Here is a 19,753-nt window from a genome sequence, read left to right on the forward strand (position 1 = left end):
GTAAGGGAAATGGGCATTGCCGTTAGTTTTTCGGGCGTTTATAGAAAGGAGCGGCAACCACTTGCGCTTTCAGCCGTTTTCCGCGAATTTCCACTTCGAGTGTCGTTCCCAGAGCGGCATGCTCTGTTTTGATCAGCGCCAGACCCACATTCTTTTTCAAAGTCGGCGACTGTGTTCCTGTCGTTACTTCTCCGATCAGCTCTTCGCCTACATAAACCGGATAGTGTGTGCGCGGGATACCGCGGTCGATCATTTCGATGCCGACCAGCTTGCGCGGAGCACCGTTTTCTTTTTGCGCTTTTAATACTTCTTGGCCGATAAACGGCACTTCTTTGTCGACCTTCACCGCGAAGCCGATACCCGCTTCGATCGGAGTGATCGTTTGGCTCAGCTCTTGTCCGTAGAGAGGGAGCTTTGCCTCGAAGCGCAAAGTATCACGAGCGCCGAGACCGCATGGAACTATGCCTTCTTCAGCTCCTGCAGCCAAGAGGGTGTCCCAGAGCTTTGCTGCTTGGTCTGCAGCCAGATAAATTTCAAAGCCGTCTTCACCGGTATACCCGGTACGGGAAACCAGGGCCGGAACTCCATCGACCAATACGTCGGATTGAAAGCGGAACACGCCAATTTGAGACAAATCCGTCGTCGTCAGCTTTTGCAAAATACCCTCTGCTGCTGGTCCCTGGATCGCAAGCTGAGCGGTTTGAGGAGAGATATTTTCAATCGTAACCCCTTCGATTAAATGCTCTTGCAGCCAAGCGTAGTCTTTGTCAATATTGCCAGCATTAATGACCAGCAGGTAGTGGTCATCTGCGTATTTATACACCAGAAGGTCGTCGACGGTGCCTCCATCCGGGTAGCAAAGCACGCTGTACTGTGCCTGACCTACCGCCAGTTTCGACACGTCGTTGGTTGTGACGCGTTGGAGATAAGCGAGTGCGTTCTCTCCTTTAACATCCACTTCTCCCATGTGGGAAACATCGAACAGACCAGCCTTTGTCCGGACTGCTTCGTGCTCTTGACCGATGCTGGAAAACTGAACAGGCAATTCCCAGCCGCCGAAGTCAATAGTTTTCCCACCGTACTTTGCATAAGAATCAAACAGCGGTGTTCTTTTTAATGTGGACATATCGGCACCTCCTGATAGCCAACTTAGGTTGGCGTTTTTCCCCGCGAATAACATCCAAGCTGGAAAAACGACTGACGTTTTTCCGCATAAGAAAACCTCTATCGAGGCCATCTCATGGAGGAGCGACCGCGTTTTAGCGGAAAGTTTCCATGCGCTCCAGAATTCATAAGCATTACGCTTATAAATTCCTACACGTAAAAAAAGAGGACGAAAAATGGGTACACCAAGTAATGGTGCCCATTTCTCCTCCTCTGTCCTTGGTACCTGAGAGTTACCTTGCATATCAAGCGAGGCGGGGAACACCTCACTTGCAAGTTTCCCCTTTGGTGGCTCCGAATTGAGCTCTCTCCAGAGTTGCGTCCAGTAGAGGTACTTTTGCCTGAGAGATTCACCGTTACCGGCTTGCTCCTTCGGCGCTGCCTCGATCGGCAGTCTCTCCCTGCTACTATCATTCGCGTTGGATTTGTGGTCATACATAAGTTTTTCATATGATTCCATACTAACAAGTGAACTTCCTCTATATCCTACCATGAGAGTACGCACTTGAAAATATGCAAATTCACAGTCATCTTAAGAAATACTTAACAAAATGATCTATGAAAATAAAAACGTTAAGATTTTTTCCTCTCGTTATGTAAGATATGGCACAGACATGCAAAGGAGCTATACGTATGCCGAATATTCCTCTTACCCTCGACACCAGCTGGCTCGATCCGCTTGCGGAGCGCATGCAGGAGGACGGACCTTGGGACAAGTGGGAGCTGTTTAAACTGGCTCTGGAGGCCGAAGAAGCCATGGCCGTGCGCGAGTTTGACCAGCTGCAGTCCTTAAAGTATCTGCCTCTTTTGTCTCCTTTTCCTCATCAGCTGCAAACGGCGGAAAAAGTCCTGCTAGAAATGCGCGGACGTGCCATTTTGGCGGATGAAGTAGGATTAGGCAAAACGATAGAGGCCGGACTTATTATGAAGGAATACATGGTCCGCGGTCTGGCGAAAAAGATCCTCGTGCTGGTCCCCGCCTCCCTCGTCATTCAGTGGACGAAGGAGCTGTATCAAAAATTCGGGATCACCGCTGTCGCCCAAAAAAAGGAGTACATGTGGCGGCAGCATGATGTCGTCGTGGCTTCTATCGATACGGCGAAACGGGACCCGCATCGTCGCCACGTCCTCGATATCGACTATGACATGCTGATCATTGACGAAGCACACAAGCTCAAAAACAAGCGCACCCGCAACTACCAGTTCGTCAAGGAAATCCGCAAGAAATACTGCCTGCTTTTGACCGCAACGCCGATTCAAAATGAGATGGACGAACTGTACAACCTGATCAATCTGCTTAAGCCGGGTCATTTGGGACATAACGCGACGTTCTCTTCCAATTACGTCGAAGGCAAACGCCAATCCAAAAACAGCGAGAAGCTGCGGGAAGAAATCAAAAAGGTCATGATCCGCAACAAACGAAGCGATGGCGGGATTCAATTTACCAGCCGCCGCGTGCAATCTGTGCCCATTCAGCTGTCTGCCGAAGAAATGGCTCTCTATGATGGCGTAACCCGCTTCGTTCGAGAGCAGTACCATACCGGCATCACAGGTAGAGGTGGCGGTTTTAACTCGCTGTCGCTGATCACCTTGCAGCGCGAGGTTTGTTCCAGCAAGGAAGCGGCCTTCATGACCTTATACCATATGCATCAGCGCACCGCTGAGAACTCTGTGATGCGTGAGCAAATCATGGAGCTCGTCGAGATGATCAAGCAGATCGACACGCATTCCAAAGCTGCCAAAACCGTCGAGCTGATTCAAGACATCAACGACAAGGTAATTATCTTTACGGAGTACCGCGCCACCCAAAACTATCTGCAAAAGTATTTGCATGACCATGGCATCACCTCTGTCCCCTTTCGCGGCGGCTTCAAACGCAGCAAAAAGGACTGGATGACCGACCTGTTTCAGAACCGCGCCCAAGTCCTGATCGCTACGGAAGCAGGTGGGGAAGGCATTAACTTGCAATTTTGCAACCAGGTCATCAACTACGATATGCCCTGGAACCCGATGCGCGTCGAGCAGCGGATCGGGCGCGTCCATCGACTCGGGCAGAAACGGGATGTCCATATCCACAATCTGTCTACCGTGGGTACGATTGAAGAGCACATCCTGAATCTGCTCTATGAAAAAATCGATTTGTTCGAGATGGTAATCGGAGAGCTGGATGACATCGTGGAGCGCCTCAATCTCAACCATTCGCTCGAAGAAAATCTCATCCAGATCATCATGGATTCCCGCTCGTCCAGAGAAATGGCTCTCAAGCTGGACAATATGGGACATGCCATTCGTGCCATTCGGCAGACGCAGGCTCGGACTTCTTCACCTTTATCCGAAGCCGCAGACCAATAAACACGAAAAGAGGTTCTCCTATGCAGCAAGAGCAGGTTCGACAATTTGTGGAGCGCTATCTCGCCTCCTTTTCTGCCCATATCGTCGAATCCCATCCCGATTACTTGACCGTCAAGCTCCCCGTCGAGGTAGACAAAGATATCGGCAACCGCCCGTTTTATTGGAGCTGGGTAGAAAAGATGAACATCGCTTACCAGCCGTTAGTGATGACATTTGCCTTTCACCCTGACCGCATTCCTGAGGGGAAGCGGGCAGAATACCTCCATCTCGGAGCCGCACGCATGCAGCAGATCTTTGCTTCTACCCAAAAGCATGGCCGCTTTCTTTGCATGTATGAACAAAAGGGCGGGGTGCTGGGTGGAACGCGCCGCTCGACGCCGCTCGTGCCTTGGCTGGGGCTAAATTTAAAAGTCTCTCTCCTCTGTGACAAGAAGCGAGACATCCTGCTCTACCTGGGGATCAATCTTCACAACCCGCAGGTGGTCCATAATTTCACGTCGTTTTTATTCAGCCTGCCGCTCACTCCGACGATCCCGGACTACTTTTACACCTTGGATCGACGGATCACCGTTCCTCAGGCACTCAGCATGGCAGAAAAGACGGTAGCAGATGTATTGGAGCTAGAGGACCAAACCTGGGCAGAGGAAGCCAAAGCTCGTCTGCAGGAAGAACTCGAGATCCTCTCAGCCTACTACGAAGAGCTTGCCCGGCGCGAACCCGAATCTGCGGAGAAAGAAGAAGACGAGCAAGAAGTGGAGGAAAATGTCGAGATAATCCCGGAGATGGAAGCTCCTGCCGCTCCTACTCCCCCTCCTGTCGAACAAGTGCAGACGTTTGACGAATATCGGGCTTCGGGAGGAAGAATCCTCGACTTTTTACGTGCGAACGGCATTCATGAAACTCCTAAAGAAGAAGTCAATCAGAAGGAATGGCGAAAAAGTACACCAGATGAGGAACGGCAGCGTCGCATGGATGAGCTGACCTGGCAGTACGAGCCGCGAATCGAGGTACAGTTTATCAACGGCGGGCTGTTTTACCTGTCGTCTACCCCTCCGTCCAACTCGACGCCAAAAGGGAGAAACGCATCCAAATCCCCCGTATCCGGACGAATTCTGTAAAAGAAGTGCGAGAAAAGATGACAAGGAGAAGACAAGTTGCAACAAATCTTTTTGGCATACCTGGTTACAATAGGAACGTAGAAAGCCTTTGCAAAAGGTGGTGCATGCAAGTGACCAGACGCTTGGTTCCGTTCTTTATCGCGCTGTTTTCCCTGCTCGTGTATCTCACTCCTGCCCATGCAGAAGGGGAAGGCGGCTGGGACAAACAATTTCAGACGCAAATTCACTCGTGGATGGACACGATCGCAACCCGCGATGCCCAATTCAAGCAATGGCAAAATGCAAAAACCGACGTTCAAACCTTGGGAGCAGGTCAACATCAATGGCTTGTCAGCATTAGCCAAAACGGAAAGCAGGTCGGCTATCTCGTCGTCGGCGAGCTGCCCTCCCCGAAGGGTGCTGAAAAATTCGTTCTGCTGGAATATGGGGTAGGCGAGTACATTTTGTTCGATGACGCTTTTGCTCCGCGCGAAATCGCTGCTGAGCCCGTCTATGACGGATTCGCTTCCCACTGGCTGCTGACTCAAAACCCTGCCGCACAAATGGTGAATGCGAAAACGGGTGAATCCTACCCGACAGACTTCACCGCGAATGAAGCGGTAATGAGCTCCTTACCCGTGGATGCGCTTGTACGCGAAGGTCAGAGTCTGACACAAGCACGGGTGCTGCGCTCCGAAGAAGCAAGCCCCTTCGATCAGATCAGCTGGGTGTATAATTTGTATTCCGCTTCAGATGTGAGCCTGGCGCAGCTCTGGCAGCAGCAATCTGAGGCGGGGCCAGTCACGTTGACCGTACCGATGTACCATTCTCGTGTGCTTGCTCCTTTCGTTGTCGGCTCTCTCCACCTGTGGAACGATCAAAATGCCTATGTCGGAGTTTGGGATGAAGGATTGCGTTTCGTCCCTTACTCGTACGCCCATAAAGTCGGCACGTTTCATGTCAAAACAGCTCAAGCGATGCCGATACAGTAAATTTCCCAAAAAACAAAAAAGGATAGAGCACTGAATTCACTCAGCCGCTCTATCCTTTTTCATGTGGTTCCTCGCTTCGTTAATGGGCGGGGTGTGTCTCGAGAAAATGCTTTCCGTATTCCCCATGGTTATGGAAGGAGGCGTGCTCTGCCTGAATCGTTGCATGAGTAATCCCGTACTTTTCCTTCAGCATTTCGTTAATCGCCAAAATGACGCAAAAGGTCTGAATGTTGTCATGAATAAACACGTGGGCAGTAAGCGAGTAGTGCTCGGTGGAGATGGCCCATAAATGCAGTTCATGCACATCCTCCACGCCTTCGATCTTGGAGATTTCAGAACGGATTTCATCGAGATCGAATTTTTCCGGCACCGATTCCATCAGGATCAAGAAGGATTCTCGAATAATTTTGGCTCCGCCGATGAATATGATCACGGCAATCACCATACTGATCAACGGGTCAAAGAAGTACATGCCTGTAAAATAAATGAGCACGGACGAGATGATGACTCCAATCGAGCTGAGCAGATCACCGATAAAATGCCACAACGCGCTTTGCACATTCAAGTTTTCTTCCTCTCTCATGCTGCGCGACAAAACAAGTGTCAACACCAGATTCACGATAAGACCGATGGTGGAGATGATCAGCATCAGCTTGAAATCAATGTTTTGCGGCTGGATAAAGCGATGAATGCCCTCGACCAAGATTCCAATCGCAATGATGGCCAGCGCCAGGCCATTCAGGAAGGAGGCGATGATCTCAAAGCGCAGATAGCCAAAAGTACGTTTGGCATCGGGCTCGCGCGTAGCCAGGTAGATCGCCAGCATACTGAGGCCCAGCGCCAGCACATCGGAAATCATATGCGCGGAGTCAGACAGCAGCGCGAGTGAATTGGAGGCGATTCCCCCTACAATCTCTACGATCGTAAAAAACAGTGTCAAAAAGAGAGTGATCCACAATGTTTTCTTTGATTTGGATTGTTCCTTTACATGAGGAAGATGATGATAATCGTACATAATTGCGCACCTGCTTTCTATGATTCATGTCTCACAGAGAATGATTCTTATTTAGAATAATTTTAATCAAATACTTATTTTTATTGTATGCGCCTTTTTCCTATTTTACAAATGGAGATTTTATGGATCTTTATATTGAAAATCATTATCTGTCAAGGGGTTTTGAGAATCTTTATCGACAAAATCGTTAACTGAATAGACAGAAAATGGTCATAGACAAAAATAAAACAAGCTCCCTTGCCGTATCCACGGTGGAGAGCTTGTCTTTTGTCGCGGCTTTTTCCCTGCTTTAGCGATGCTCTGTCGGAGACAATCGCTCATGAACGGCATGAAACACTTCGCTGGCAGTCATGCCTTCCGCATTGATCACAGGGGCGCCCGTAATGGTCTTGCTTTCATCGCCTAGCACATTCACATCTTGTCCTGTAATGACGACAGCATCTACAACTTGCTGCCAGTTACCCAAATCGACGACATCATACCCGTTATCCCGCAGCATCTTGCTGATTTGGGATAGAGATTGTTCTACTGCGACTCTCGCCATATGCATCCTCCGTCCACGTTTCCAGGTATGGGGTTATTTACGCCATAACAGCTTTATCGACATGGGGATCGCCCCAAACCAGCGGGACGACCAGGATTCCCGCGGCATCTTCCGCTGACGCCGTTCATCTTTCGGGGTCTCCATGTACTGGACAAACAATCTGGTCAGAAATTTTAAATACTCCTGAAAAGACATGGTACGTGCCTCCTTTGTCGTGCGGATTCACGCCGTCTTCCCTGCGGCGGAGCGCTTCATTCCTAGTCTTCCCCGCCTGCTTCGTTTTCAACCAAATGTCCCTTTATTTCCTCGACGATCGCGGTCAGGCTTTTTCCCGTCGTGTCGATCTGGATCGGTGCGAAGTCATAAGCGCCAGCACGCTCCGCAAGCAGCGTACGCACGCGCTGTGCCACTCCTCCTGCCAGCAGCGGACGACCTGTATCGTTTTCCAACCGCTTGATCAGCTCTTCCTCGGAGGCGGACAGAGCCACGACCAAGCCCTTTTGGACCATGACCTCAACGTTTTGCGGACGGAGAACGACTCCTCCCCCTGTAGTCAGGATGCAAGGACCCTGCTCCAGCAAATCGGCCAAATACTTGCTTTCAGCATCACGGAAGTACGCTTCTCCCTGTTCAGCGAACAAAGCAGGGATGCTTTTGCCTTCTCTTCTCACGATTTCTTCGTCCAGGTCGATTTGAGTCATGCCAAGCGCTTCTGACAACGCCGCTCCTACGGTTGTCTTGCCCGTTCCCATAAATCCAACCAGCACCACGTTTTTCATGGTTTATTCTCCCGCCTTTCCGGATGCCTTGCGCGTCACAAATTTTACCGTTCTTTCCTGCGCGTCATACACGCTCTCAAAGTCCATCGCCAATCGGAAGAACGCCATAGGAACCATCGTACGCTCTTTGATCGAACGGATGGGCTTACCCAGATCTACCCGCTTACCTGCTACCCATGCAAAAGTGTCGCCTTCTTTGAGGTAGGCCACTCGCCCATTTCCGGATACCTCAATCATCTGCTTCTCTTTGGACCATTCCACCGCAAGCCCCATCCGTTCCCCCACTTCCCGCAAAGGAATGTAGGCCGTTTGATTCGTCACTCTAGCGGGGATGGACGGATAAAAGCTCATCCCGTTAATAAAGGTAGTCACATATGGCTCGAATTGTACCGGCCCGAATGCTGTTGTATTAAGAGCCTGCGTATATTTACGGAAATATACCGCTTCGCCTCGCAAGGCTTGTCCTAATGCCTGGTCGAGATGCTCAGCACCAATGACACTGCCATGATAATTTTGCTGCACCTTGTGCAAAAATTGTTTATAAGCCTCGTCGCCGATCTGACGTCTCAAGTGGTCAAAGAGCAGTGCTCCCCGCGAGTACCACGTCCAGTGAAATTCTTCTTCTGTAGCAAACTTCTGCAGCGGCTTGTCCAGCTTTCCACCGGGGTAGCGCTGCCCCAAACGCTGAGAGTCACTCGCATACTCGTCCAGCAGGGAGTTAGCCGCTTGGTTTCCGTAACGGTTTTGCAAATAATGCGTCACGCTGACCTCTACCAGGCCCTCGTCCAGCCAGCCGTGTGTTGCTTCCAGCGTAGCCACGCTGTTGTACCACCACAGGTGGGCGATTTCATGCGGCAGCCAATGATCGATGAGATTTCGCTGGTACATATCGCGCTTGAAAATCGCCATGTTGGCATACTCCATCGCATAAGTAGTCCCTGTGCTCGTCTCGGCAATGGCTACATGGGGATACGGCAGATTTCCGTACCAATCCGCGTAGGTAGGGAAAACCGACTGGGCAATCGTTTTGATCCTCTCGATGTTGCCCTTGTCCACGGAAGCGATATCCACGGAGAGGTTTTGCCCCAGAGTGATCGTTTCCACGTGATAAAGCGGACTTCCTACCAACGCAAAATTCAGCAGCTTTTTCCCCTGATAGCGCACCTGCTGCCTACTGCCATCCAGCGGAGTGCTGACTCCACGCCCCCAGGAGCTGACCCAGTTATAGCCTTGAGGCGAGACGAAGGTCACGTCGTAATCCGCGTAATGATAAATGAACGGATCCCCATAATCGATGCGCAAGGGAGGATCGTACCATTTTCCTTGCTGGTTTTGCGCGCCCAGCATCGGGTACCACGTCGTCAGTGTCCAGATGTCATCTTTGACCCCAAAACGGGTCCCTCTGCGCGGTACCGGGTTTTCAAACTCAATCGCAAGCGCCCCTCGCAGCTCTGCACCAAACGGGTTCGCAAGCTTGATCGCGGTTGTCTCCCTGTCGAACGCAAGCGGCTTATCCTTATAGCGGATGGATTTCACACTCATTCGGTTCCATAGATAGTCATAAACGTACAAGCGGATATCCTTGGTTTTCGGATTATCGAACTCCACGGTCATTTTACCGGCTATTTTTGCGTCTGACGTATGCAGTTCAGCCTGTATATGGTATTTCGGATGTAGGTCTTTTACATAGGAGGGCAGCGGCGGATCATAGGAAAACGGATCTGCACCGATCTGTTCTTCTCCTGTTGATTTGCTCATAGCTTCTGCCAGCACCTGAGATATCGTCGGCCAGTAGAAAACGATTCCTGCTGAACCAAACAGGATTAAAATCGTGATGCAAACCAATAAACTCGTTTGTTGAATTTTTTTCATGTCAACCCTCAAATCGCTCGGCGGCAAGCATTCGTTTTTTTTATAATAGCAAATCCTTGTCAACCTGAGTAGAAATTCGGGAGATTCTGTAAAGAAAAGGTTTATTTTGTCGATCAAGCACAGAAAAAGCCGCCTCCTCGCAATCACTCTTGCTGGGACGGCGGTCTCCATGTGGTTTACCAAGTCTCGTACATGATCTTCCCTGTATGCGTCAGCTCGTATCCTCCGATTGCACTCAGCTCTTTTTGAAACAGCTCTGAGCGTAATATCTCCAGCACGCGGGATATCAGCTGCTCGTTCTCCTCGTTTTTCAAAAGAACCAAATCGTATCGCTCGCGGACCAATGGTACAAAATCCACTCCGACCATAGCCGCTGCCCGCTCAATGCCAATGCCTACATCGGCTTCCATCCGTGCGACGGTGCCTGCCACAGCGAGATGATTGGCTTCCTCCCGCTCGTAGCCCATTACATCGCTGCCCTTGATCTTGTGCAGCCGAAACTCCTCTTCGATCAGTGTACGCGCACCTGAGCCTTTCTCTCTATTGACCATCTGGATACCTGCTTTACGCAAGTCTGCCCAAGTCTGTATCGCTTTCGGGTTCCCCGGCTGCACGTAAAAGCCAGCCCATCTCGACAGCAGATTGACGATCATGTACCGGTGCCCGGAAAGGATGCTCCTCACGTGCGGAATGTTATATTCGCCCGTTTCTCCATCAAACAGGTGTGTGCTTACAATGTCAGCTTGTCCTGCGTACATCGCGATGAGACTGTTTATACTTCCTACATAAGAGCGAAGAGGTCGATAGGCCTGATCGCGGCTTCGCAAGTGGCTGGCCAGCATGTCGAGGCTGACATCTTGCCCGCTGATGATAATGTCCCGGACGGCTCCTGCCTTTACCAAAACGGGTTCTGCCACTTGTGCCCCAGCTCCAGGAGCAGAAGCTGCTGGCTGCTGCTTGTACTCTCCTTTGGCCTTTGCTTTATAGGCTTCCAGATCGCTTGCATCTACTCGCATCTGCCGTCCAACCCGGTACGCAGGCAAGTCTCCTTTTTTTATCAAGTCGTACACGGTCAGCTTAGAGATCCGCAACAGCTTGGCGATTTCCTCTGTCGTATATGAATTTTCACTGCTCATGGCTGACCCCCTATTTCCTTATTCCTACCTTTCATTTTCTTTTACTTTTCGTAAAATGGCAATTGATTATTGAACACAACCTAATATAATCTAGTTATATCAAGTTATAGTTAATTATAACTAAATATAATTACGGAGGGTTTTCTTCATGAAAAAGCAATTACTCGCATTATGTACTTCTCTGGGCCTTTTGCTCACTGCGTGCTCCGGCACTCCTGCAGCACCTCAGGCAGCTCAGCCTGCCCCTGCCACATCGGCATCGGAAGCTCCTGCAGCTCCTGCAGCGCCAACCGAAAAAGCAGAGATCATGGTTTCCGCCGCTGCCAGCTTGACCGATGCTCTCAATGAGTTGAAATCCACCTTCGAAGCAGACAATCCCGGCATCACCGTTTCCTACAACTTTGGAAGCTCGGGCAAATTAGCGCAGCAAATCGGACAAGGTGCTCCTTCTGACGTATTCTTGTCAGCAAGTGCCAAGGACATGAATGGCTTGGAAGAAAAGCAGTTGATTACCAAAGATACCCGTCAAGACTTTACCAAAAATGAGCTGGTTCTCATCACCGGTGCGTCTAGCTCCGTTACCATCGATTCCTTTGAAAAGCTGACTGACGCTTCCCTGAAGCATATTGCGGTTGGCGAACCGGAAACCGTTCCAGCAGGCCGCTATGCAAAAGAAGTCATGGACACCCTGAAAATCAGCGACAGCGTCAAGGATCGTCTCGTCTACGGCAGCGATGTGCGTCAAGTGTTGACCTTTGTAGAGTCTGGTAACGCGGAAGTGGGAATCGTGTATGCCAGTGATGCTCTCATCTCCAAAAACGTGAAAGTATTGGCGACCGCAAATTCCGACTGGCACAATCCGATCGTGTATCCAGGTGCCGTTGTCGCCGCTTCTGAGCATGCCGATGCAGCAAAAACTTTCCTTTCCTACTTGACTTCTGATAAAGGAAAAGAGATCTTAAAAAAATACGGTTTCCAATAAGAAACGGAATGGAGGTGGCCAGCGTTGATCGAAACCAATTTCACACCCTTGATCCTCTCTTTGAAAGTAGCCGCGCTTTCCACCTCCCTCGTTTTTGTCATCGGCTTATTGCTTGCCCGAATCATGACCCAGCGGGATTTCTTCGGAAAAAACCTGCTGGAGTCTTTCTTTTTGCTCCCGCTGGTTCTCCCACCAACTGTCGTGGGGTTCGGCCTCTTGATTCTGTTTGGCAAAAACGGATTTTTCGGAAAGCTGTTACATGAATGGTTTGGGATCCAAATTGTCTTTACCCTGACAGGGGCAGTGATTGCCTCCATCGTCGTCTCTTTTCCGTTGATGTATCAAAGCGCTGTTGCTGCTTTTACCAGTATCGACCGCCGCCTGGAGGATGCCGCCAGAACTCTTGGGTCGTCTGAATGGCGTCTGTTCTGGACCGTTTCCTTCCCTCTCGCATGGCCCGGGCTTTTGGCAGGGTTTGTCCTTTCCTTTGCACGCGGCTTGGGAGAATTCGGGGCTACTCTCATGCTCGCAGGCTACATCCCCGGGAAAACGGATACCATTCCTGTTGCGATATACTTCGCCGTCGAAGCAGGTCAAATGGAAAAAGCGATGTTCTGGGTAGTCATCATCGTATCACTGGGAATGGGTACGACTTTCTGGCTGAACTGGTGGAGTAAGCGAAATCTCCGTCGGTATGCCCATCACAAATGAGGCAGGTGGACTCCATGTTGAAGGTTTCGATCCAGAAGCAGCTTCCGGATTTTTTGCTGGACGTCTCGTTCTCCGTGAACCAGGAAATTGTGGCTCTATTCGGTCCATCCGGCTCCGGGAAAACAACCATCCTGAGCACCATCGCCGGCCTCGTACATCCGGATGCCGGCGAGATTACCCTTGGGGATCAACGTTATTTCGAGCAGGGGAAGAAGCCCATGCCCGTACAAAAACGAAAAATCGGCTACCTGTTTCAGGACTACGCGCTCTTTCCACACATGACCGTCGCCCGAAATATTCGCTACGGGATGAAGCCAGGCCATGAGCTTGGTCTCGAAGCTTTGCTCTCGACTGTCGGCATCGATCACCTGCTGGACAAGTACCCCCATCAGCTCTCCGGGGGGCAGAAGCAGCGTGTCGCCTTGGTGCGGGCATTGGCTACCGAGCCTGATATTTTGCTTCTCGATGAGCCGCTCTCCGCCCTTGATGCAGACACACGCAAGCAGTGCCAGGATGAGCTGCTTCGTTTGCATCGAATGTGGAATATTCCTTTTTTGCTTGTCACCCACGATCGCGAAGAAGCCGAAAAGCTTGCGGACGTGATTTTGTTTATCGAGAACGGACGAATCAAAGAAAGCCATGCTGCGACATCCTTGTCCCGCTAACCGGGGGGATGTCACATGCATGGCTTTTCTTTTCCGCTTTGTGCCTATCGGGCATGAATCGGTTCGATGACGACCTCGTTCTGCTTTGCCCAGCGATGCAGCTCCACCAGGAACTGCAGGACATCCGAGCTTTCGTGATGGACACAAAGTGTATCTGCAGCCAGATCGATCTGCTGGCCATCTACCGTCTTCACTCTTTGCTTGAGAACCAGCTGGCGCGTCTGCTCCATTCGTTCCTCTTTACTGATCAGCACACTGCCCTCCAGCTCGCGAGGGGCCAGCCGACCGTTCGGCAGATAAGCACGCTCTGCAAACACTTCCTCGGCTACCTGAAGGCCATGCTCCAAGCCTGCCTCCACCAGCTTGCTGCCTGACAAGGCATACAGAATCAGATCCTCGTCGATGTCAGCAACTGCCTGTACGACTGCCTCTGCCAACTCAGGTCTTTCTGCAGCCTCGTTATACAGCGCACCATGCAATTTCACATGATGCAATTCTCCTCCGAGAGCACGAGTCATGCCAGAAAGAGCTGCGACCTGATACAAAACCAGTTCATAAACCTCATTCACCGAAAGATTCATGGAACGGCGCCCAAATCCTTGAACATCCGGATAGCCAGGATGCGCCCCAATTTTCACATCATGCCTAAGCGCCGCTTCGATCGTTCGGCAAATGATATGTGGGTCACCAGCGTGCATGCCACACGCAATATTGACGGAGGTGATCCACTTCATAATGCCCAAATCCTCAAATTGTCGCCCTCTGCTAAAGCCCTCGGCCAAGTCACAGTTAATATCTAGATGTATCATGAAGGTACTCCCCCACCTTTCCACCGCTATTCTTTATTCCATGAAAACGGATTCATACTTGCTTCTTATGGATTTCCTCTTCTAAGAATACCATGTTCTAGGTGTAAGCAAAAGGAAAAAAGCTGCCGAAAACTGGCAGCTCGTGTCTGTTTTTAGGAAGATACTGCTGTCGGTTGATTCCCTTCCTCTGTGGAGAGCGTCTCAGCCAGAGCCAGCAGCTGGCTTTTCTCTTGCTTGTAATCGTACTCCTTCGCCTTATCCGGTCTGGCGTTATTGTACTCAACCGGAATCTCATGGCGATGGGACCGCTCGATTTTTGTGACGAAATGCAATTTCTCCATGGTGCGGATCGTTTCGTCAATGAGCTTGGCATCAACGTACATCGAAACGTAATTCAACCGCTTGGAGATGTAGTGAATGGTGCCAAATTTACGTAAATTTTTGGCGGCACGCGTGTTCTTCACCCACACGGCAACCCCCAGACGTCGCTCTCTCATGTCTTGGCGTCGGTCTCCTTCCCAAATCGTGGTATAATGACCTTGAAAGCTTCCAATGAAAGGAATCGTGGTCGATAATGCTGGCTACGTTTTATCAGCAATTTGAAAAAACGCTTCTCCAAGAAGGAACCATCACGTCTTACAACTGGCGCACGCACGCCGGCCAGCGCTTCTTTTATGTAAGCAGCGCGCTCCCCGCCACGAGCCTGACTACACGGCTGATGGAAACGGGAGAGCGCCTGACTACTGGTACAAAATTGAAACCTGAGTGCATTTACGTGCGCTCAGATGACCGCCATCACGTTTATCGTTTCCGTTTTCTCGTTCCAAACGAGAAGCAATTTTGCTGCGGAAACCTTTGTGAGGACTGCTTTTTGCTAAGAGAAAATCGCTAGTACGATGCGGATCAGGATGGCTTTTTCACGCTGCAGCCGCAGCTTCCTCCTGTTCCGCAGCCGCTGCTCTGTGCTTCCAGAAACGGATTGTTGCTCGGAACCTTGATCGTACCCGATACGGCATTTGCGATCGTGCGGCTCACTTGGTAAAGCAGTTCATCCAAGGAGTCTTCCGCCCGTTTGAACGCCTGCACGGTATCCAGCAGCTCAATGGTACGCTTCAGCTCGCGAACTTCTTTGGATATATGGTTGTAGTCGGGATGGTACTTCCCGAATCTTTGAACATCCTCGTACTGCTCTTTCTTCTTTTCAAAAAGCGCCAACAACCGCTGCGCCTCCACATCTGCCTCCATTTGCCTTTTGGCCGACAGATAGTCCGAGACCTCGCGCGACTGGTTGATCATTGTGGACAGTTCGTGTGACTCCATCAACAGCTGTGTCATGTCCGCTGCTTCCAATGTTTCCATTTGGCGAGACCTCCTTTCTCAAGGTAACTACCCCTCGATTGTACCACGATCATACCCCTTCGTACAGATAATCGGGCACTACAATGCGCACTCGCTCAATATCGTCCAGGCGATAGCGCTGTTTGCCACCTTCGCCCGCAAGCAGCACAGTCCAGTACCCCATCTCAATTCGCACATCCGTTGGCAATCCTCGCAGCTTGTCCTTGCCCGCCCGCCCAATCTCGACCTCAAGCTGCAATTCGCTTGCTCGCTTCAACAAGTCTCGCATCGATTGTGGGTGGTACGATTGAAAATGCTGCGTCCACATTTTGGGCAGTGCTGCCACCTCCCCCATCCCTTCCAACGGATCGGGAAAAGTGTTCTCTACCGCGTATCCATCCCACGGACGCTCCACCACGAACCAGCCTGCGGGCGCATTTGTTCCCTCTGCCGTTTGATCAGCAGTCTCGAAGAAATCTGGCGTTTGCGAAAGCACTTGAGGCTCGTAGCCATACTCACGGAGCAGCTCCACAAGCTGGGATTTCTGGGAGAGTGCGATCAGAAAGTCGGTTGGAGATATGATCTGCGATAAAAATGGTTGAAAGTCAGTGATTTCCTTCCACTCTTCGAGAAACCCTGCATGAGCGGTTCGCACCCGATAATACGGCTCCATCTGAATCTGACGTGCCGTCTTTGCCCATTGGCTGATCGTCTCCACAAGAGCTTCTGGCAGCGGATGGACGCATCCTGCACGCAATAAATCGATGATTTGCTCCTCGGTTTTCCCGGAGGCGAGATACGCTTGCACCTCTTTCGCCTGGATCTCCCCCCGGATGATCGGACCATCAAAAAGGATAGTGCAAAACCGACTGATCTCCCACACCTGCAACAGCGGTACGAGGGGAGGGATCGTGATCGCGCCCGTCGCATCGATGAACCACCCTTCTTCTGCTGTCAAATGAGGCAGACTGATCCAGCGCCAGTACAGTTGATTCTCACTGTCGCTCCCTAGCTGAATCCATCCCATTCCCAAAAGAAGGTGAAGCCATTTGGATGCAATGAGCTGCTCGGCGTCAGCGGGCATAGAAAAACCAGCTTCCTTTAGTATGTGCATTTGCTCTGTCAAGGAACACCACTGATCAAGCGGGGCTTGTCTCATGTGAAGGGAAAAAGCCTCCCACCAGTCGCCATGTGGCAAGTACTGGGCTGCCACCTGCTCATACAATCCCCTCCAGCGGTCAGGAGACGACTGCGCCATCCAGCGCCGGACCTCTTGCGGACGTATGGAGAGGTGCTTGTTTTGGACGTGGATGAAACCAAGGCGAATCGCCATGTCCAGCGCGACAGTTAATGCCAGTCCTTCTCTTTCTTCTTGATCCAAAGGGGCCAGCGTCAAGCCCGCACAATGCTCGTCCGACAGGGAAATGATCCCTGCCATGCGTACCGACATCCTGCGATGAATGCTGCCTTTTTGTGTAACGGGTACCTGGTTGTCGCGAATGAATAGCAGGAGCCCAAAAAGATCCAGATGTATGCCCCGTCCACCCGTTATATAATAAGGGAGCGTTTTTGAAAGAGTCACGAACGCCCTCGAAGGTTCCGCGAGCATGAAGCTTGTTATTTGCTCCCGAATCTCTTGCGGCATGAGATAACCGATCTCGCTCCACATTTTGCGGACGGTCATAACCAACCCCAGCCGTCTCAGCCTAGTCAAGCCGACGGTTAATTGTCTTTGGTCAGAGGCAGCTTCTCGCTCCCAAGCGCGTTTGCTAAAAAAGCCTCTGGTTGATGCGATGACAAATCGCTTCATGACGTTTCGTTCGATGTCACTGGCCTGCTCCCACACGCGCCGCAGAAATTGCGGGTCTTGCAGCCGGGTGGACAGATTTTGATCATCAGCGGCACCAAAGCGTTTCGTCTGCTCCACCATGATTGCTTGCCGAGTTGTTTCGGACAAATATTCCAGCGAATCCTGGACTCGCACGACTGTCACCTCTTCTTTTCATTTTCAAAAGGATATCCACAATTATGGAGGGATGTTTGAGATGTTTACAATGATTCCCGGACTGTTGCTCTCTGCTGCTTTGACATTGACAGGAATTCAGCCATCGTCGCCTACTCCACATCCTACCCCAACAGCGACTTCTGCGGAAGAGGTCAAGACTGTGAATGCACAGTACGAGCCGGTAGCTGCCCCTTATCCACCAGCCGTTCAGAGCGCTCTTAGCAAAGTACGAAAAAGCGGTGGTCATACAATCGTTCGTGCCAATGGCAAATCGTACGTCGTCATCGGAGCCGGACAACGCCCAACTGGCGGCTATCAGCTGGTAGCCGATCAAGTGAAGCGTACAGGTCCGCATGGCTTTACGGTATCCGTACACGTGAAGGCCCCCGCTCCCGGCTCGATGAAAATCCAGGTCATTTCCTACCCAACCCTGGTCATTGCTCTGCCGGACCAGCAAGCACAGGTAACGGTACAAATGCGATAACAGAAGCTTGTTACAGAAAAAGCCGACTTCTAAGTGCGCCAAACGGGCACTCGGAACGTCGGCTTTCTGCATGAAATGCCTTGGTGATTCTCGATCTACGGTTTGACTTCAATCGGAATACGCTGGGAGACGCCGTAGGATTCATGGTTGTTATTTGCCAGCTCCACCATGACCTCATGCTTGCCGCTAGGAATATCCTTCATTACGTAAGTGGGCTCAAATACCTTTGCCACCTTTTTCCCATCCAGATAGAGATGGACATGCCCTTCTCCTGGTCGATTCTCTTTTCCCATATTTTCGAGGGAAAAAGAAAAATTCGTGACCGCAATCTTGAGCTCCAAATCATCCTGATTCAGAGTATGGGTCACGCTCAAGGTCGGAGCTTGCTGATGGCTGTGCCCTGCTTCGACCGCTGCTTCTGTTGGGGCCGCTTCGTTATTCGCATAGACGAACCACTCCACGCAAGCAGCGATCCCGATCAGCAGCAATAATCGGTAAACAAAACGTCTGGCCTTCATCGGGACACTCCTTTCCAAATTCAGTCATCCCCCAGTGTGCCCGATTGGCCCATCGTTCATTCGCCTATAAAGTTAGAAGAATTTCTTGCGGCCTTGCTCTTCTTTCAAAATCTCCACGGCTTCACGGAAGCGCAAAGAGTGGACAACTTCTCTCTCACGCAAATACTTCAAGCCGTCCTGGATATCCACATCATCCGTCATGTCAATAAGCCATTGATACGTCGCGCGCGCTTTTTCTTCCGCTGCGATGTCTTCGTACAAATCGGCGATGGGATCGCCTTTTGCTTGAATGTAAGTAGCGGTAAAAGGCACTCCACCAGCATTTTCATAGAAAAGAGCTCGGTCGTGGTTGGCGTAATGGGCACCCAATCCCGCTGCCTCCAGCTCTTCCACCGTTGCGTCCTTGGTCAATTTGTACACCATGGTTGCGATCATTTCCAAATGCGCAAATTCTTCCGTCCCGATATCCGTCAACAGTCCAATGACTTTATCCGGGATCGTGTATCGTTGATTCAAATAGCGCAGGGCAGCAGCCAGTTCACCGTCGGCACCGCCGTACTGCTCCATCAAAAATTTCGCCATGCGGACATCGCACTTGCCGACACGAACCGGGTACTGAAGCTTTTTCTCATAAATCCACATCGTCGCGTTTTCTCCCTCATTTCTCTATGTTAGACTTGCCAAGGCCAAGGTGTATCGTTCCATTGCCATGGATAACCCGAATAGCTGTGTCCGAGGTTCATGAGCGGTCCGTACAAGGTCTCGAATTCATTGGCCATATGCCAGCGCTGCTGCACGAGTTCATTGTATTGCTCGATGGCGTTCGCATCATTCGGATGGGTATCCAGATATAAATTCAGCTCACACAAGACGAAGTCAACTGCCTGCAGCTGTGTAAGCATTTCCATGTACTGCTCATCGCCAGGTCTTGTATGCGGATTAGCGTTCATGATGGCCCTCCCCTCTTCTTTCCCTCTGTCCTGTCGGAACGTAAGGGCTGTACAGTGCAGGCCACAGCGTTCCATGCATCAGAGCCTCCATAGGAGAGAACTGCGGCAGGTTTTCAGGCTGAAAGCCAATAAAAAGCTGAGGTGGGACGTAGTAGGATTTGACGCGAATCGGCGGGCAAGGATCATGCGGGCTCACGTAAGGAAAATAGACCCGAGTTTGAGAATCCAATGGAGACATCCTCCTCCAAAATAGGTATCTGACCAGTCATGATTACCTTATGTCGCCCACCCATTTCAGGTGATGGGCAAACACCCAAAAGAATCCGCCTCTACGCAAAAA

General features: G+C 50.9%; 23 protein-coding genes and 2 riboswitches. Of the genes, 8 read left to right on the top strand and 15 right to left on the bottom strand.

The genetic code is table 11. From position 1 onward, the window contains the following. Positions 1-22: 22 nt before the first annotated feature. Complete coding sequence (gcvT, locus tag EDM59_RS08630; RefSeq protein WP_122923185.1) at positions 23-1,126, bottom strand: glycine cleavage system aminomethyltransferase GcvT; 1,104 nt, start codon at positions 1,124-1,126, stop codon at positions 23-25. A 241-nt stretch (positions 1,127-1,367) separates the two neighbouring features. After that, positions 1,368-1,483, bottom strand: a riboswitch (glycine riboswitch). After that, positions 1,484-1,578, bottom strand: a riboswitch (glycine riboswitch). Between the two features lie 219 nt (positions 1,579-1,797). Here gcvT and EDM59_RS08635 point away from each other — a divergent pair. The 3 genes from EDM59_RS08635 to EDM59_RS08645 all read left to right on the top strand — a co-directional run bounded on the left by EDM59_RS08635 (position 1,798) and on the right by EDM59_RS08645 (position 5,605). Next, positions 1,798-3,516 (top strand): DEAD/DEAH box helicase, encoded by a 1,719-nt coding sequence (locus EDM59_RS08635; RefSeq protein ID WP_122923186.1) that lies wholly within the window; start codon positions 1,798-1,800, stop codon positions 3,514-3,516. Between the two features lie 20 nt (positions 3,517-3,536). After that, a complete protein-coding gene (locus tag EDM59_RS08640) occupies positions 3,537-4,634 on the top strand; it encodes a YqhG family protein (protein ID WP_122923187.1) in 1,098 nt (365 codons plus the stop codon). Positions 4,635-4,744: 110 nt separating this feature from the next. After that, positions 4,745-5,605: a hypothetical protein gene (locus EDM59_RS08645; RefSeq protein ID WP_122923188.1), complete on the top strand. Its 861-nt coding sequence runs from the start codon at positions 4,745-4,747 to the stop codon at positions 5,603-5,605. A gap of 79 nt (positions 5,606-5,684) precedes the next feature. Here the strand turns inward: EDM59_RS08645 and EDM59_RS08650 are convergent, their stop codons facing one another. The 6 genes from EDM59_RS08650 to EDM59_RS08675 all read right to left on the bottom strand — a co-directional run bounded on the left by EDM59_RS08650 (position 5,685) and on the right by EDM59_RS08675 (position 10,951). Then, a complete protein-coding gene (locus tag EDM59_RS08650; RefSeq protein ID WP_122923189.1) occupies positions 5,685-6,620 on the bottom strand; it encodes a cation diffusion facilitator family transporter in 936 nt (311 codons plus the stop codon). A gap of 289 nt (positions 6,621-6,909) precedes the next feature. Next, positions 6,910-7,164: a YkuS family protein gene (locus EDM59_RS08655; protein ID WP_122923190.1), complete on the bottom strand. Its 255-nt coding sequence runs from the start codon at positions 7,162-7,164 to the stop codon at positions 6,910-6,912. A 33-nt stretch (positions 7,165-7,197) separates the two neighbouring features. Next, on the bottom strand, positions 7,198-7,359 hold the full coding sequence (locus EDM59_RS08660; protein WP_092268094.1) for a YqzE family protein: 162 nt from the start codon (positions 7,357-7,359) through the stop codon (positions 7,198-7,200). A gap of 62 nt (positions 7,360-7,421) precedes the next feature. Then, positions 7,422-7,943 (bottom strand): shikimate kinase, encoded by a 522-nt coding sequence (locus EDM59_RS08665; RefSeq protein ID WP_122923191.1) that lies wholly within the window; start codon positions 7,941-7,943, stop codon positions 7,422-7,424. 3 nt (positions 7,944-7,946) lie between these two features. Next, entirely contained in the window at positions 7,947-9,815 is a 1,869-nt protein-coding gene (locus EDM59_RS08670; protein ID WP_122923425.1) for a stalk domain-containing protein, read from the bottom strand. A 176-nt stretch (positions 9,816-9,991) separates the two neighbouring features. After that, on the bottom strand, positions 9,992-10,951 hold the full coding sequence (locus tag EDM59_RS08675) for a helix-turn-helix transcriptional regulator (protein ID WP_122923192.1): 960 nt from the start codon (positions 10,949-10,951) through the stop codon (positions 9,992-9,994). 148 nt (positions 10,952-11,099) lie between these two features. Here EDM59_RS08675 and modA point away from each other — a divergent pair, with 148 nt between their 5' ends. The 3 genes from modA to EDM59_RS08690 are packed head-to-tail and all read left to right on the top strand — an operon-like array spanning position 11,100 to position 13,309. Then, the gene (modA, locus tag EDM59_RS08680) at positions 11,100-11,933 is read left to right on the top strand and encodes a molybdate ABC transporter substrate-binding protein (RefSeq protein WP_122923193.1); all 834 of its coding nucleotides are present in this window, start codon (positions 11,100-11,102) and stop codon (positions 11,931-11,933) included. A gap of 24 nt (positions 11,934-11,957) precedes the next feature. Next, a complete protein-coding gene (gene modB, locus EDM59_RS08685; RefSeq protein ID WP_122923194.1) occupies positions 11,958-12,644 on the top strand; it encodes a molybdate ABC transporter permease subunit in 687 nt (228 codons plus the stop codon). Between the two features lie 14 nt (positions 12,645-12,658). Beyond that, positions 12,659-13,309 carry an ABC transporter ATP-binding protein gene (locus tag EDM59_RS08690; RefSeq protein ID WP_122923195.1) on the top strand — a complete coding sequence of 217 codons (651 nt, stop codon included), beginning with the start codon at positions 12,659-12,661 and terminating at the stop codon, positions 13,307-13,309. A 44-nt stretch (positions 13,310-13,353) separates the two neighbouring features. Here the strand turns inward: EDM59_RS08690 and EDM59_RS08695 are convergent, their stop codons facing one another. Continuing rightward, positions 13,354-14,118 (bottom strand): 5-oxoprolinase subunit PxpA, encoded by a 765-nt coding sequence (locus EDM59_RS08695; protein ID WP_122923196.1) that lies wholly within the window; start codon positions 14,116-14,118, stop codon positions 13,354-13,356. A 152-nt stretch (positions 14,119-14,270) separates the two neighbouring features. Further along, the gene (locus EDM59_RS08700; protein ID WP_092268086.1) at positions 14,271-14,615 is read right to left on the bottom strand and encodes a YlbG family protein; all 345 of its coding nucleotides are present in this window, start codon (positions 14,613-14,615) and stop codon (positions 14,271-14,273) included. 77 nt (positions 14,616-14,692) lie between these two features. On the opposite strand from EDM59_RS08700, the gene EDM59_RS08705 reads away from it, so the two are divergent. Then, on the top strand, positions 14,693-15,010 hold the full coding sequence (locus tag EDM59_RS08705; protein WP_122923197.1) for a hypothetical protein: 318 nt from the start codon (positions 14,693-14,695) through the stop codon (positions 15,008-15,010). Between the two features lie 11 nt (positions 15,011-15,021). On the opposite strand, the gene EDM59_RS08710 is transcribed toward EDM59_RS08705, so the two are convergent. Both EDM59_RS08710 and EDM59_RS08715 read right to left on the bottom strand, forming a co-directional pair. Then, on the bottom strand, positions 15,022-15,477 hold the full coding sequence (locus EDM59_RS08710) for a YlbF/YmcA family competence regulator (RefSeq protein ID WP_122923198.1): 456 nt from the start codon (positions 15,475-15,477) through the stop codon (positions 15,022-15,024). 49 nt (positions 15,478-15,526) lie between these two features. Next, complete coding sequence (locus EDM59_RS08715; protein ID WP_122923199.1) at positions 15,527-17,440, bottom strand: hypothetical protein; 1,914 nt, start codon at positions 17,438-17,440, stop codon at positions 15,527-15,529. A 61-nt stretch (positions 17,441-17,501) separates the two neighbouring features. On the opposite strand from EDM59_RS08715, the gene EDM59_RS08720 reads away from it, so the two are divergent. Further along, on the top strand, positions 17,502-17,945 hold the full coding sequence (locus EDM59_RS08720) for a protease complex subunit PrcB family protein (protein ID WP_122923200.1): 444 nt from the start codon (positions 17,502-17,504) through the stop codon (positions 17,943-17,945). Positions 17,946-18,040: 95 nt separating this feature from the next. Here EDM59_RS08720 and EDM59_RS08725 read toward each other — a convergent pair whose 3' ends face one another. The 4 genes from EDM59_RS08725 to EDM59_RS08740 form a co-directional block, all read right to left on the bottom strand. Continuing rightward, entirely contained in the window at positions 18,041-18,463 is a 423-nt protein-coding gene (locus tag EDM59_RS08725) for a hypothetical protein (protein ID WP_122923201.1), read from the bottom strand. 72 nt (positions 18,464-18,535) lie between these two features. Further along, positions 18,536-19,105, bottom strand: coding sequence for a manganese catalase family protein (locus tag EDM59_RS08730; protein ID WP_122923202.1), 570 nt, complete (start codon positions 19,103-19,105; stop codon positions 18,536-18,538). 29 nt (positions 19,106-19,134) lie between these two features. After that, complete coding sequence (locus EDM59_RS08735; RefSeq protein WP_122923203.1) at positions 19,135-19,413, bottom strand: spore coat protein CotJB; 279 nt, start codon at positions 19,411-19,413, stop codon at positions 19,135-19,137. Beyond that, positions 19,403-19,642, bottom strand: a complete 240-nt coding sequence (locus tag EDM59_RS08740) for a spore coat associated protein CotJA (RefSeq protein ID WP_122923204.1) — start codon at positions 19,640-19,642, stop codon at positions 19,403-19,405. Before EDM59_RS08740 ends, EDM59_RS08735 begins: the two co-directional genes overlap by 11 nt. Positions 19,643-19,753: the final 111 nt, after the last annotated feature.

The sequence above is a fragment of the Brevibacillus nitrificans genome (assembly GCF_003710965.1).
GTDB lineage: Bacteria > Bacillota > Bacilli > Brevibacillales > Brevibacillaceae > Brevibacillus > Brevibacillus centrosporus.

What these genes read in the sequence shown, in the direction of transcription:
- EDM59_RS08695 (WP_122923196.1), bottom strand. Translation starts at nt 14,118, where the DNA reads ATGATACATCTAGATATTAACTGTGACTTGGCCGAGGGCTTTAGCAGA.
- EDM59_RS08690 (WP_122923195.1), top strand. Translation starts at nt 12,659, where the DNA reads ATGTTGAAGGTTTCGATCCAGAAGCAGCTTCCGGATTTTTTGCTGGAC.
- EDM59_RS08670 (WP_122923425.1), bottom strand. Translation starts at nt 9,815, where the DNA reads ATGAAAAAAATTCAACAAACGAGTTTATTGGTTTGCATCACGATTTTA.
- modA (WP_122923193.1), top strand. Translation starts at nt 11,100, where the DNA reads ATGAAAAAGCAATTACTCGCATTATGTACTTCTCTGGGCCTTTTGCTC.
- EDM59_RS08700 (WP_092268086.1), bottom strand. Translation starts at nt 14,615, where the DNA reads ATGAGAGAGCGACGTCTGGGGGTTGCCGTGTGGGTGAAGAACACGCGT.
- EDM59_RS08735 (WP_122923203.1), bottom strand. Translation starts at nt 19,413, where the DNA reads ATGAACGCTAATCCGCATACAAGACCTGGCGATGAGCAGTACATGGAA.
- EDM59_RS08635 (WP_122923186.1), top strand. Translation starts at nt 1,798, where the DNA reads ATGCCGAATATTCCTCTTACCCTCGACACCAGCTGGCTCGATCCGCTT.
- gcvT (WP_122923185.1), bottom strand. Translation starts at nt 1,126, where the DNA reads ATGTCCACATTAAAAAGAACACCGCTGTTTGATTCTTATGCAAAGTAC.
- EDM59_RS08650 (WP_122923189.1), bottom strand. Translation starts at nt 6,620, where the DNA reads ATGTACGATTATCATCATCTTCCTCATGTAAAGGAACAATCCAAATCA.
- EDM59_RS08655 (WP_122923190.1), bottom strand. Translation starts at nt 7,164, where the DNA reads ATGGCGAGAGTCGCAGTAGAACAATCTCTATCCCAAATCAGCAAGATG.
- EDM59_RS08730 (WP_122923202.1), bottom strand. Translation starts at nt 19,105, where the DNA reads ATGTGGATTTATGAGAAAAAGCTTCAGTACCCGGTTCGTGTCGGCAAG.
- EDM59_RS08640 (WP_122923187.1), top strand. Translation starts at nt 3,537, where the DNA reads ATGCAGCAAGAGCAGGTTCGACAATTTGTGGAGCGCTATCTCGCCTCC.
- EDM59_RS08725 (WP_122923201.1), bottom strand. Translation starts at nt 18,463, where the DNA reads ATGAAGGCCAGACGTTTTGTTTACCGATTATTGCTGCTGATCGGGATC.
- EDM59_RS08720 (WP_122923200.1), top strand. Translation starts at nt 17,502, where the DNA reads ATGTTTACAATGATTCCCGGACTGTTGCTCTCTGCTGCTTTGACATTG.
- EDM59_RS08665 (WP_122923191.1), bottom strand. Translation starts at nt 7,943, where the DNA reads ATGAAAAACGTGGTGCTGGTTGGATTTATGGGAACGGGCAAGACAACC.
- EDM59_RS08660 (WP_092268094.1), bottom strand. Translation starts at nt 7,359, where the DNA reads ATGTCTTTTCAGGAGTATTTAAAATTTCTGACCAGATTGTTTGTCCAG.
- EDM59_RS08675 (WP_122923192.1), bottom strand. Translation starts at nt 10,951, where the DNA reads ATGAGCAGTGAAAATTCATATACGACAGAGGAAATCGCCAAGCTGTTG.
- EDM59_RS08705 (WP_122923197.1), top strand. Translation starts at nt 14,693, where the DNA reads ATGCTGGCTACGTTTTATCAGCAATTTGAAAAAACGCTTCTCCAAGAA.
- EDM59_RS08710 (WP_122923198.1), bottom strand. Translation starts at nt 15,477, where the DNA reads ATGGAAACATTGGAAGCAGCGGACATGACACAGCTGTTGATGGAGTCA.